Annotated in this window: 7 protein-coding genes; 2 read left to right on the top strand and 5 right to left on the bottom strand. The window is 32.7% G+C overall.

Annotated features, from left to right (window positions below):
• Positions 1-287: 287 nt before the first annotated feature.
• The 5 genes from ABWU56_RS03955 to ABWU56_RS03935 all read right to left on the bottom strand — a co-directional run bounded on the left by ABWU56_RS03955 (position 288) and on the right by ABWU56_RS03935 (position 9,268).
• A complete protein-coding gene (locus tag ABWU56_RS03955; RefSeq protein WP_264336127.1) occupies positions 288-2,231 on the bottom strand; it encodes an ankyrin repeat domain-containing protein in 1,944 nt (647 codons plus the stop codon).
• A gap of 649 nt (positions 2,232-2,880) precedes the next feature.
• Positions 2,881-5,079, bottom strand: coding sequence for a hypothetical protein (locus ABWU56_RS03950; RefSeq protein WP_353281089.1), 2,199 nt, complete (start codon positions 5,077-5,079; stop codon positions 2,881-2,883).
• A gap of 7 nt (positions 5,080-5,086) precedes the next feature.
• Positions 5,087-6,424 carry a hypothetical protein gene (locus ABWU56_RS03945; protein ID WP_096097233.1) on the bottom strand — a complete coding sequence of 446 codons (1,338 nt, stop codon included), beginning with the start codon at positions 6,422-6,424 and terminating at the stop codon, positions 5,087-5,089.
• 98 nt (positions 6,425-6,522) lie between these two features.
• The gene (locus ABWU56_RS03940) at positions 6,523-7,935 is read right to left on the bottom strand and encodes an IS4-like element ISWosp2 family transposase (protein ID WP_264686125.1); all 1,413 of its coding nucleotides are present in this window, start codon (positions 7,933-7,935) and stop codon (positions 6,523-6,525) included.
• Between the two features lie 754 nt (positions 7,936-8,689).
• A complete protein-coding gene (locus ABWU56_RS03935; RefSeq protein WP_353281088.1) occupies positions 8,690-9,268 on the bottom strand; it encodes a hypothetical protein in 579 nt (192 codons plus the stop codon).
• A 372-nt stretch (positions 9,269-9,640) separates the two neighbouring features.
• Between ABWU56_RS03935 and ABWU56_RS03930 the strand changes: the two genes are divergently transcribed.
• Together ABWU56_RS03930 and ABWU56_RS03925 are read left to right on the top strand one after the other, a co-directional pair.
• On the top strand, positions 9,641-10,942 hold the full coding sequence (locus ABWU56_RS03930) for a hypothetical protein (protein WP_353281087.1): 1,302 nt from the start codon (positions 9,641-9,643) through the stop codon (positions 10,940-10,942).
• Between the two features lie 28 nt (positions 10,943-10,970).
• Positions 10,971-13,349, top strand: a complete 2,379-nt coding sequence (locus ABWU56_RS03925) for a hypothetical protein (RefSeq protein WP_353281086.1) — start codon at positions 10,971-10,973, stop codon at positions 13,347-13,349.
• The last annotated feature ends 29 nt before the right edge of the window (positions 13,350-13,378 follow it).

Below are 13,378 nucleotides of genomic sequence, written 5' to 3'. Positions count from 1 at the left end.
TCTAATACCAATTTCCGTTAGTTATGAAACACATGAAAAAGAGCTGTTTTTGCCTATAATTGAGAAGTTAAACAAATTTATCATTTGCGTTCCCAACAATGAGTGTTGGTATTAGCTGCATGATGCATACGCTACTTTTAAATTTGATCAAACTTAACTAAAAAAGTAGTGATTTTCAATAATTTACCTACAATCTAATTCATAGTTGGGGTTAGAACAGTGTTACAGAACTTGATTATATACTAAAGCATAATCACTCTAGATGCAAAAGTGGTTAGCTGCATAATTTACCTAGCAATTTCTCCCCTAGAGTCAGAAACTCTTCTTAACTCTTCACGTTCTGTCCATTTGTTGTTAGACTCGCTTATTACTTCAGGATGCATTAATCCACCAGATCTAGCAAAAACACCTTGATCTATAGCTTCAATAACCGATAAACCTCCCAATAAGCAATTTTGCCCTATTTCTTCATGACTTGCTATTTCTTCAAATAGATCTTCATCGCTCACTTCTACTCTTATCAATTTTTTATTGTTCTCATCAGGATATAATCTAACTTCCAATTCTCCCAAACTAGTATAGAAAGTTAATACTATACTGCTGCCTTCTGTAAGATCTGTATAATTCCTTATGCCATCTTCAGTTTTAATTTCTACTTCACTATTACCAATCCTTACTATATTTCTTCCACACTTTACATCCCCATCTGTGAGACCTAAATCCCTTACCCCATCTGTTATCTTTATAATGTCTATTTTACTATCTTTAGAATATTCTAAGTAAAAAACGGAGTTGTCTACTCTTACATCTTTTAGCTCGCTATTGGTTGCATTTTTTGCGATTTCAATAAACTTATGAGAATTGCTAACATAATCTATATAAGCTTTTTTTAGGTTAGTTTTATGCTCTTTAAATTCTGGTGTCAGTGTGTTAGCATCAACTGTATTACCAAACACTGCCCCTTTTGATACTAATTGACATATTATATTACTAGCAACTTTAGGATTTTTTTCCAACTCACTGATTTTTTTCATCACATAATCGGTAAAAGTGTATTCATTACCTGAAAAGAAATCTTGTGAAAGAGAATAGTTTAATCGTACACCAGACTTTATAGCATCGTTTACAATCTCTTCAAGTTCAGCCATATTTTGAGCTTGAAACATCTTATCAGAAAACTTATTTAACTTCTCCTTTTGATTTGAGGTTAAATTAACGAGTAATTTGCTGACCTGTCCTTTCTTTTGCTGACGATAAATAATATTTTTATCATAATCTAATGCTCCTGCTTCTAGAAATATTTTTCTTAACTCTTGAGCAAGATCTTCATTGTCCCAAGCAAAACGTTCAACATATGAGAACACTTTTGACTCACCCATTCCGTGCCGAATATTTAGCACCACTTTTAGGTCTGAGTCTCTTTTATGCTTACTTAAAAACTCCTTTAAATTTTTAGTGCAGTCTGAATCTAGTGCAAGTAAGTCATACAATTCCTTATTCATCTTTTTCTGTTTATCAGTTAAAAATAATTCTTCTATATTATAGCAGAGTTTATTAGTTGCTATTTGTTGTGGAGTTTTACCCTTTCTACTTGTTATATTAGGGTTAGCTCCTTTTGAGAGGAGAGAGTTTGTATTATCGTAATGACCTTTGGCAGCAGCAAGGCATAATGGTGTTTTTCCTTTATTATCTTGTATGTTAGGATCTGCGCCTGCTTCTAAGAGTAAATCTATAGCCTGATTTCCTATGCGACGAAATCCACCAATATTTGCTCCTGCAATCGCATGCAATACTGTTGATTGAGATTCTCCTCTTCTTAGGTTAAGAATCACTTTTAAATCTTTATTGTTTTTATTATCATGTAAAAATTCTTCAAGGGGCTCAGTATTATCAAATGAACCACAGTTAGAAGCTAAACATTTTAGAGCACTAAGTAACTTTTTGTTTAAAATTTTTTGACTTGGCGTAAGATCATGGTCCAGAGCAAACCAAACACAAATTTGTTCACTTAATCCAAGTTTGCTATCTATCAAAGATAATGGTTCATTATAGTTTCTGACTGATGGTAAGTCTCCTGAGTACCACATATCATTCATCAGCTCATTTAATAAATGCTCTTTAGATGATAGATGTTCTATAATGGACTCATATTCGAAATCATATAGTTCTGATTTGGATTTTGGCTTTAGTAGATTGATGATAGATTTTACCATCCCAGTAGACTCACTCATACTTACCCCTTAAGCTAAGATATATGATATATTGTATGCGATATGTAACATTAAGTCAATAACCATAATCTTTTTACTGCTCACGTCGTTAAGCTTTTGTTAAGTTTTTATGGTGAGTAACAATGGAGTATATAGAGAGGTTAAAAGTTGCTTATGACTCCAAATTTGAGCTAATTTTACTATAAATCAACATGGTTAAGACCTATACTTGATATCACTACTATAAGAGCATGATGCTTTAAAGGAGCACGGAAACTGCTGAAGCTTATACAGTAACCTGCGGAGCCACTTCAGCAGAATAAACAAACACATGCCAGTATTAGTAGAGAATTATTTATAAGTCAACTAACTTTTTCAAAAATATTTTAGCAAGAACATCAGTGTTGTGAAAAAAAGTTCAAAACCTTCCAGCCTTGGTAACTATTTACACAATACATACTTTTAGCTCTTAGCTATCTAAGGAATTCACTGGAGATTGATTACTATAAATGTAATTCATATTATGCTTAGTAATAAATGTATCGGAAAACGAACTTTTAACAGCACTCCATGTACTCGTATCAGGATCATTTTGTTTTCCTTCTATAACTTTGTCACAAAACTTCCCGACAGCATAACCTACTTAAGATGACTATTTCTTAAGACTAGATCACTGATTAACTGCTCGAGATAGACCTGCTTGTTTAACATAAGGTTGTTGGAGACTACCTGGCTGTTGACCAAAAGCAACCACAGAGCTATGTCTTACATCTACCTCTACAAACTCATTACCAATTTTTATAAGGGAACCTTCATCTGTTGCACCTTTATTAAAAACAGCATATATCAGTTTCACTTTGCCAGCATCAGTAATTACCTTATACGCTTCACCTTCTTTATATCTTTTCAACTGGTCCTTAGCATCTTTTTCTTTTTTATCCAATTCTCCTTTCTTAGCAAATTTTAGCTCTATTCCAACTGGGGGGTATTCTTTTTTTTGATCAGTAGCATTTATAACCAACATAACATCCAACTTCTCTCCACCACCTATTTGAAATTCAGTAATAACTTTTATATTATCTTCTCCGTAGCTACTAAATAAACCATGCAATACAGCTTGAAATGTAGCCTCATTGCTTATTAATGATTTGAAAGGATGTAGTATATGAGAAATTTCTTCAAATAGTTTTTTGTAATCATCATATTTACCAGATTCTATAGCTTTGCTCAAAGCTGCTTTAAATTTTTTATTTTCCACAATTCGAGTAAAATTACCTTGTAAAATTTCTTTACCTCTTTTGTATTTGTCCAATGAGTCATACGTATTTACTGTAATTCCCTTATTCTTATTACAGTACTGATCAAATGGATTCTTATTACTAGGCGTACTGTATAAGTTACAGGTTATTTCTTGTATCTTTATGTCATTGACGTTTTGAATTCTCCTAATATTTTCAATAGGAATTCCTTTATTATCTGGCACTCTCAATGCAAATTCATTTTTTTCATTTATGTTGAGTATAAGCACCTTCTTACCTAAAGTTAGCACTATAGTTGTAACACAATCCTCAATACTTTCTTTTGCTGCTTCTGGGCGTTTCTGTGATCCAGTAACCATTTTATCATTTTGATCATAAATAAAAATATGTTTACCTAACTTTTCACGCTTAATAATATTAGAAATAAGTACTAGCTGACCTAAGATCATTCTGCTGACATAATTAATATTATCACTTCCACCATTGCTCCAAACAATTCCATAGTAAAGATACTCTAGCTGTGTTCTTATCACCTCAGCATTCGCTGCTTCAGTGCCAAGTAACTTTTCTATTACAGAATTACCTTCTCGACTAAGAAAATTTTCTACATCAATTTTAACATTTTCGTGATGAACCATGTCAAAATTTAATCCTACACAAATAGCTTCATTAGCTATAGTAATCATTCTTATAGAGTTAGAAAAAGAGCCCTTAACATAATCTTGTGCTTGCTTCAATGCTTTTATCACTGTACTTATCTCACCAGTACCTGCTTTAAGCTCAATAATAATAGGAATAGAGCTTAGCGACTTATCAGAACCGCGCACAAGTAAAATAATGTCTGCGTAACCTTTTCCAGCAAATAATTCGAGATAAAGTTTTAGGTGAAAACGATACTTAAAATTTATCAAAAACCCAGCTAAAAACCCATGATGACTTGATTCTTTACCGCTAAATAGAGTTTCTTTTTCATATTTCTTATAGACATTTGTAATATAATTAAACATTCTTCTAGCGTTCTTTTTTACTTCTTCGAAATCTTGATTACTCAATTTTGAAATTAAGCTCTCTAGGTCTTGTTGGTCACGATCTTTTTCTATTTCTGTAAAACCTTTTTGTGAATAATCAGTCTTTTTACTAAAAGCTGGATCAACCTTTCCGTACTTTACTTCTTTTCCTGTAATTGTTATTTCATGCTCTTCTTTTTCTAGTTTATCAAACTCTGCTCCCATTTTCCATTTCTGTGCTATTTTTTCTAACTCTCCTTGAGAGAACTTTAGATGCATGTTACCATCAACTTGATCAGACATCGTTATACACTTAAGTCCCTCATTAGTTAATATAGCTATTTTTAAAGTTCTATTATCATCAAAACGAAAATGAAGTTTTTTAATACCAATTTTAGTAGCAAGTTCTGTGTCTAATACAGTAGCAAACATACCAAAAAAGAAACTAGGGAAAAAGCCTGGCTTTCCAACTGAATGCAAAAAAGAAGGAGATTGATTGATAAACGATTGGAACCTTTTTTGAAAATCTAGGAACTCGTCTTTTGATTTATTTCTCATTAACAGAAGCTGTACCAACTCAAGCGGCTTGACATTACTTGGCATATTACTCCTATTTGCTATGGCTTAAAGATTTTATATTATATGGGGTATCAGTCGTACTGAGACTTGACTGTGGCAAAGTATCACCAGCTTCACGCAAAATTGATTCTTTAGAAGCTTCTTGAGCTAATTTAGAAAATACTTGTTCTCCTAACTGCAATTTTTTACCCCCATGAAATAACTGAATTTTACTTAATACAGAATCTTTAACCTTTATCATCTCTTCACCACTCATTTCTTTTACGTGCTTTAATATCTTCCCTAATATTTCTTCTTTACTTACCCCTTGTCTACTTGGATCCACAATTAAATTTGCTATTGTATATGTAACTGAATAGTCTACAAAAATAGAGGAAATAGATTGCTCCCCGCGGTCTTGAGTTTTTAATTTTATTATACGTTCCCAAACATTCATCATACATTTTTTTGTTTCTTCAGACAGATCTGGATTCTTCAGTACTTGATCTGATAATGAAGATAAAAAAGTTGTGTAACGTTCACATTCAATCTGACTACACAATCGGATTAATTCCATAAAAGAATCAAAGTAATACTGACCTACTAGCACATTCAACACTGCATAATAAGTATTTTCCTTATAATCTCTATCTAGTAATTTTTTCTTTTGCTCATCATCCATTTTAGACAGGCAAAACTCTATGGTGTCTACTTCTTTGTAACCCTTTACTGCAGATAAAGCTGCTTCAATTAACAGATCATCTTTATCTTGACTAGAAATACTGGAATCATTGTGTAATTTATTATAGAAGAACTCTATACCTTCTTCCCAGTTTTTATTAGAATTTATCTGTATGGATTTTTGCAAACCTTCAACTGATTTATATTCGTTTAGTTTTCCAATCTGCTTATCAATAAGAAAAGACCAGAAAGCTTCTATAGGGCTAGTTTCTTCGATATTTTCCAATAATTCTCTTCTCAGATCATCATCAGATCCATCTTCTTCAAAGGCACTTCTCTTAAATCTCATAAATACTTGTTCAAATAATCCAGGAATCTTATCTTCTAGACAATATTTACATGCCAAGTAATATCTATCTGCAAGATCAAGCGGATTTTCTTTTCCATTTTTATTTTTTTCTTCAGTTAGCCTTTCACCAACAGCTTTATTCTTTAATTTTATTCCATCCCAACAAGAATTATCAGAGAATATATCAGAAAAAAAAATTAGTTTTTCCTCATCAAAATCTTCAATTAATTGAATATAAGCCCTCAACCATCTTTCTACTCTAAGGTGTTTTCTTGCTTTAACTTGATTATCGTCACCTTTAATAGCACCTTTTAATATATCAAGTATTTTATTGTAATTGTGATCCAAACCAGATTCCATACCCGCAACCCCATTTTGTATTTTAATATAAACTTTAGTCTAGTAAATTATCGTTGCCAAGTCAATCTTTTTCTCCAAACCTTACCACTGCCTTACTATTACCCACAAATATAAAGTTCGTGAGCAAGTCGCCATCCTTCTGCTAGATCAAAGAGACGTCTCCATCCTTTCCAAATAGTAATGGGTCCTGGTTCTAGATCATTTTTTCTAGCCAAATGTCCTCCAAGTTGAGCAACCCATGAAACAGCTTCTTTTATAGTAGGAGTTGCATTTGAACATGGTTTTCTATGTATTTTTACATATAGAACTTTCCATTCTTCTTCGGCTAATAAGGTAGTACACGGTAATGTTGGATCAGTTCTTGCAATTGTTGTAATAAAGAAAATTCTCCAAGCAATAATACTCATTACTGTTAAATATCGCATCAACCTTTCTGCTGTTCCAAGCCTACATTCTTCAACTTTGAGACCAGATTTTAAAATTTTATGTAATATTTCTATTTTCCATCTAAGACAATACCACCTAACTTTTTCAACAGCTTCATCAAAGGTATTGACTGGAAGATTTGTTAAAAGCATCCACTCTAGCGGACTTGTTTCAGAAGGAAAGTCTTTTTCAACAACGTAAACTGCATAGTGTGGTAATTTAAGTAATTCTTCTTTCTTATGCCTAATACTATTCTTAGATGGATGCATAATAAACTTTCCGAATCTAACTTCCAAATGTGCTGTTCTTTTTGGCTTATTATCTTTTGCAGGAACTTCAACTTTTACCGTACCTGCACAATGAGAGGATTTAATAAATTCCCATAACTTCTGCTCACCTTTTTCAGGATATCGAGATTTTCTATTTACTGCCCTATCTTTGGAAGCTCTAACTAACACTGCCGAATTAAGATTATGTGCAAGCTCAAAAAACTCATATATATCTGCTTCTCTATCGCATATAGTTATAGTCTCAGTTTGAGTTGAATCAATAATGTTGTTTGTGTTGCTTAAAGTTTCTAACCATTTTATACTCTCTTTATCTTCAATGCGGATACTGTCATTGTTCTTTTTTTTTATGTTTTCAGATTCTTCAGGTCTTGAATAAATTTTTTGATCTAGTATCCCTAGTACCAAACCTTCTATACTAACAGCTAGAGCTGTATGCATTATAATACCTTGACTATGTTTTCTTGTAATAACTCCCAATCCACTTGTTTTTTCATGGTCTGTGTATGAAATATAACTTGTATCTTGGATCACAAAAATTTTTTTATGGGCTTTTGTTCTTTCAACTGTTTTAGCAACGTGTGAAGCTAGAATATCGCCTTCTTTCACGTTCTCATTTTGAAAAAAACGATATGCTGCTTTTGCTTCTGACCAACTTCCACACGCCTGATTGATTGAGCTTTCAGGTAAACTTGTAAAACTATCAGCAATATTTACTAATCGGTCAGTTAACCTTTTATCTCCAAGTACAGCATCTCCAAATTCATTTTCAGCCCATTCATTATTCCTGTTTGCCATTTTTTACCCTCAATGTTTGCAAACTTTAATGTTGTAATACTTTATTTTTATGTCCATTTATATTTGTGGGTAATAGTAAGTACCACTGCACAACAGGAAATTTCTTGAGAGCCAAGTATGATATTTTCATTCTAATAATTAATTATTATAAAACATTTTTATTTACGAAAAAATAGACCTTGTTGTAACTAAAGAAACGTCTATTTTAGTGCTGCAAAAATTTGAATTATTGACTCTTTCTAAAATTGCAAAAAAGGTCGTATATTTGCGAGAACAAGCCGCATAGAAATAAGGTTATAAAAATAGAAGGTTTAAATTATTTTCATAAGCTTAGGCAAAACAGTTCGTACGTAGGTTTAGTAAAAGTGAGCCAATATAGCTGATTTCAGCGTATAATGAAATTATTATCTAGAAAAGTTCGTATGTATCGTTTGGTAGACCATAAGATCCCAAAGAAAATAGTTCTCATCGTCCTTGATTTTGAGCGCTGGAAATGGTTATTTTGCTTGAGATCTTAATAATATACTTTGCTAAATTAATAGAATTTTACTTGCGGAAGAATTAATAAGCGTATGATAAAAACAGAATTTAAAAAAATGAAAGATCAGATTGACCTTATCAAGAGGCTTTTATTGAAAACTATTTCAAGTCTAAAATTTTCTACAATATTACTGGCCCTTTAATTTAACCAACAAGTAACAAAAACTTTTATAGGGATCACAGCAAGTAATCCTTTTTTTACCTTTTAGTGGACTTATTTATTAATATTAAATTTTGCATTTCTTATAATATTATTCACAGTTTCAATATCATCATTAAAAGAGCGATATGCATTTTCTACTGAAGTTTTATCATCAACGAAGTAGTTATAAGGATTTGTCATACGTGAGTGAATGTCAAAGAAAACGCACTTGCCATCAATCATACCTCTGTATATATATGTACCATAAGCAGTACCTGCTGCACCTTCATCTGCATAAAGATATATAAAGTGATACCCATCTATCAATATTTTATCTGGTAACACTTTTCCTGTACTGTTAACATGACGTTCGTAATTCATACATGTTGGGTAACTACTATAACATGTTTCTTCTGAAACATCACCCTTGCTAATTAGCACATCTCCTCTTATGTAATAGTGGTAGATATCAGACTTATCAATTTCGAATGAGACAACTTTTTTTGAGTTTTTTATGAGAGAGTCATTTTCGTAATGAGCTATCAGGGCAGTACTATCATCATCTATAATCATATTACCAGTTATTGGTAGCTGCAAATTACTTTCTGGATCGTAAAAAACATCCAGCTTTTCTTGTGCAAGAAGTGGCAAATAAAAAAAAGAGCGAAAATAAAAATTCTAAATAAAGAAACACTATACATCTGTAAAATTATGATGAAATAAGAAAAACCTTTCTATTATCACATAGATTACTTTAATTTTCGTCTACTCTATTTACTGATATGCGTTGAACCTATAGTTTGAAAAAATTTAAACCAAATTCCAAAAATGTGTATAGCTAATAAAAGACCTTATATAAGCCTATTAAGAGCCTTTTACTGAAAACCACTTTAGGTTAGAAAATTTTTCTAAAATAGTGATTGACAGGTTACAAAAGTGGAGTATGATGTTGGAATTAGTATAGAGTTTATAAATTATTATAGCTCTATATCTTAATATGGTTTTGTTTGTGAGGTAAGAATTATGGACTGTGATGAACTCAGAAAAGCTGTTTTCTCTATTATTAAAGATGATGATCCTTATAAAGAATCTAAACAACTTCAATTGAAAAATTGGTGCGGTGCATTTTTGGAAATATTTGACAGTTGGGGTGAAAAAAAACTTCCGTTCTTTTTGGATATATTATCAAATGAAGAATGTTGGGAAAAAACTGATACAATACATGGTATCAAACTCAATAGAAGAGTAGTGGCTAAAAAGATGATAGAACCAAAAAGTTCTAAGGGTATAAGTAATCCACTAGATGACTTTGATCGTTACCAGGTTGCATGTTGGTGTTGCTTAGAAGAAGACATAATCTCTATATTTGAACATTTTAAACGGGAAGATGAAATAAATGAGGGAGATTCAGATGCATTAAAAAAGTTAGTCAAATCAGTAAGTGGGAGTTGGTATACGGACACAATGATGCAATTTTGGTCACATTTCGTTAGTGGATATATTTCAGAGTTAGATCTAAAAGATCAGCATCCGTATGTGTTTGGTTTAAACCGTGCAGCGATGAGCTCAGATAGAAGACGTGTAGAAGCAGTAGAGTTCTTTTGGGATAAGATAAAATCATTACCTGAAAGTGAGTTAAGTCCTCAGGAAAAAGATGAAGTTTTCATGAAAATTGCAGTGCATGCAGCACACGATAATGGATATCCTGATGTGTTTGAATTTTGTTTAAGTAAGATAAGTCCTGATAAATATCCAGAGCTTTTGAAAAGAGATTTGGAGAAAAATCGTTATTATGGTTCTTTAGGTAGAATGTTAGAAATGTCTAACTTTGATCAATTTCAAAGATTATTCGACTGCTTAAAGCCAAGTGATGTGGTCGTAGATCGTTATTATTGTACCTGGTTGAGAAATATAAAAATTGGAGGTTATTCAGGACAATACTTAAATGCAGGTGTGAAGCTTTTGATGCATATGTTGATGAAAGATGGGCTTGATAGTCATCGTACCTCAGCATTAAATGAAGAAATGATGAACAATTCTACCTTTCAAGGGAAGTTGTTATTACCCTTAGTTGAAAAAGGCTGTATGCAATCATTATGGACAATATTAGATAAAGCTAATTCTAATCAAATCAAGGAATTTATGTCTTCTAGAAAAGCAGATTATATACGTTCTCTTTTAGAACAAAGAGATGATAATTTATTAAATAAATTTTTAGCCTATGGTGAGTCTATAGAGAAAAATCTTGATCAGGATAGTGTAAGTGCTGATTTGGCTGAAGTTAAGTTAAGTAAACAATCTGATGTGGGGTTAGGTGATCATTAAAACATTATATGTCTAAAAGGAGGGTTATATGCCTAAAAGAAAGCAAGGAGAAACACAAGATGGAGGAGTACAGGATTTTGAGTTAATGCAGCTACTTATTCAAGAGGTATATTCTGGTAAGGGGGCTAGTGCAAGTGTTGCGCAAAGGGGCAAGTTTGAGTCTTTTGAGGCAAGGTTTCAATCATATATTGACCAAATTCCATCATATTTACATTCAGTAAGCAAAGAAGGTTTTTTCCCTCATTTTTTCTTGGGAAGCTTTTCTATCTTGCCGGATACACAAATTGCAGAAAAATTAGGTGTTAAAAAAGTTTACTTTCGTTTTGACACTGCAAAAACATTAAAAGTAGTAGTTGTTAAAAATAGTCAAATTAGAAGTGATGCGGATGCTATTCAAGGTATAGGGCTATTTTCTATTTCAGAGGATGTTAATTCTCGCCATCAATTTACTTCTGGTGAATTGGAATATATATTAAGAGAAAATTCACATCCCGATATCGAAAGAGAAAACAAGATCGGTAAGGTTCGGGGTATTAAAGATAGAGTTAAAGGTACGGTAAAATCTAAGTTAGTGCAAATCAATAAAAGTGAAAAGAGTATTTCTGTTGAAACACAAGACAAAGAAATAGTTGACTCTGCTGCTAGTCACAGATTTCATGAAATAAAAAAAGAGGAAGGAATATGGAAAGATCTAAATGATAATACAAAAAGCAAGCCTGAAGATTATATAGCTGAGTTAACTGATTCTGATGCAAGTAAAGTTGAAGAATTTTCCAAGAAAGTCATTGATAGAATCAGTAAAGTTCACTCAAAACACAAGGGCTCGTTTGTTTATGCTGATCAAGCAAGAGAAGCAGCACATCATGGGTTTGTAGCAGGAGCTTTAGTAAATTTTCGCTATAGACATAATCTTAGGGTTTACTTAGAGCAATTTGCAGGAAGAGGTTATGCTGATATTGTTCTAGTGCCTCGTGGTAAGGATAGGTCATTAAACGCTGTTCCCATTATTATTGAATTAAAAGCAGGAACAGGTGCTCGTACAACACCAGATGATGCATTAGAGCAAGCAAAAGATTATGCAAAAGGTTTTCAGCCAAACACAATGCGTGTTTTAACCGTTTCAGATAATGTGTTATGTATAGGGTTAAATTTGGATTCAGCTGAAGGTGAAAAGTTTTCAATGCATATATCTCCACCTGCTGACAGGAAGCCTGCACGACCTACGATACAGAAACTTCTAGAAGTAACTTCAAGTTGGAGTGGTGAAGAAAGTGCGATCGCTGATCTTAAAAAGGAAATAAAGCAGCCACTAGAACGTATTTATCACACATTTCCTGGTACGCCAGAGAAAGGAGGTAATTACTTCAGTAGATTCATGTTAGGGCAACTTCTTCTTGCTAATGAGTTCAAAAGAGTAGATCTAAAGAGATTTATATTTTTATACGATGAATACCCACTCGATTCTACCACAAAATCCGGAAAGCCTGTAACAACTTTTACGTTGGTTAGAGGAGGTCGTAATGAAGAGGTATTTATTTTTCATATTAGAGAAGGAGGAAGAGGGGATCGTAGCAGTAAAAAGATACTTATGCCTGATCGCTTAACAGAACAAAGCAAAATCACAGAGGTGTATATAAGTTTAAGTGAGCAAAAGAAGTCAGATTTTTTTAACATAGAGGAAGTTAATAGGTATGACTCCTTGAGTGAATATAAAAAAGGAAAAGATTTTTTCAAAGGAAAATTAAAAGAAGTTCCCTATCTTAATGGATTGAGAGAAGCATTTGATGAAGCGTTCAAGTCTCAAATTACTCCTGCAGCAGGTAAGGTTCTATCAGTAGATAAATATGATTCACTAACAAAGAAAGTTGGAGAAGGTATGTTTTCTTTTAAGGATTTTATTGGTGAAGAGGCGCATTTTCAAGGAGTGTTACATGGGGCGTTTAGTTATTATAGTGATTTAAAATTAAAAGAATCTCCTAAAGCATTGATATTAACGGAGTTTCAAACAGGGAGAGGAAAACGTATTGATATGGTTGTTCATGGCATCAGTACAGATAAGGATGGAAACGCGAAAGAATACGATCCAGTAGGATTAGAACTTAAAGGACCCAGAGAAGGTAAGACAGCTAATGCATTAAAAGATGAGGCAAATAAACAAATAAGTGATGAGTATACGAAAGGTGTAACTTATAAAACACTTACAGATGGAAAGGAAGTGGCCTTTATGGGTGTTGTGTTTGATAAAGGTGCAAGTAATGCAGATTCTCTTATCTTAATGAGCAAAAATGAGTTTGCTTCTGTTAAAGTAATTCATAGCTCTATCTTTAGTTTTAGTCAGCAGCAGCCTGGAAAGAGATTTGATCCAAATAGTTGTGTGGGGCAAAGTAGTAGAAGCAAGAGAGTGTAAAAGACAAGACTTGACCTGACAGACAAGAG

The sequence above is a fragment of the Wolbachia endosymbiont (group B) of Horisme vitalbata genome, assembly GCF_964028625.1.
In the GTDB taxonomy this organism is placed as follows: Bacteria; Pseudomonadota; Alphaproteobacteria; order Rickettsiales; family Anaplasmataceae; genus Wolbachia.
Note: the sequence above shows the minus strand (reverse complement) of the source record. Positions and strands in the feature narration are given on the sequence as shown.

Coding starts and splice junctions, on each gene's coding strand:
- ABWU56_RS03925 (WP_353281086.1), top strand. CDS start 10,971: ATGCCTAAAAGAAAGCAAGGAGAAACACAAGATGGAGGAGTACAGGAT.
- ABWU56_RS03950 (WP_353281089.1), bottom strand. CDS start 5,079: ATGCCAAGTAATGTCAAGCCGCTTGAGTTGGTACAGCTTCTGTTAATG.
- ABWU56_RS03945 (WP_096097233.1), bottom strand. CDS start 6,424: ATGGAATCTGGTTTGGATCACAATTACAATAAAATACTTGATATATTA.
- ABWU56_RS03930 (WP_353281087.1), top strand. CDS start 9,641: ATGGACTGTGATGAACTCAGAAAAGCTGTTTTCTCTATTATTAAAGAT.
- ABWU56_RS03955 (WP_264336127.1), bottom strand. CDS start 2,231: ATGAGTGAGTCTACTGGGATGGTAAAATCTATCATCAATCTACTAAAG.
- ABWU56_RS03940 (WP_264686125.1), bottom strand. CDS start 7,935: ATGGCAAACAGGAATAATGAATGGGCTGAAAATGAATTTGGAGATGCT.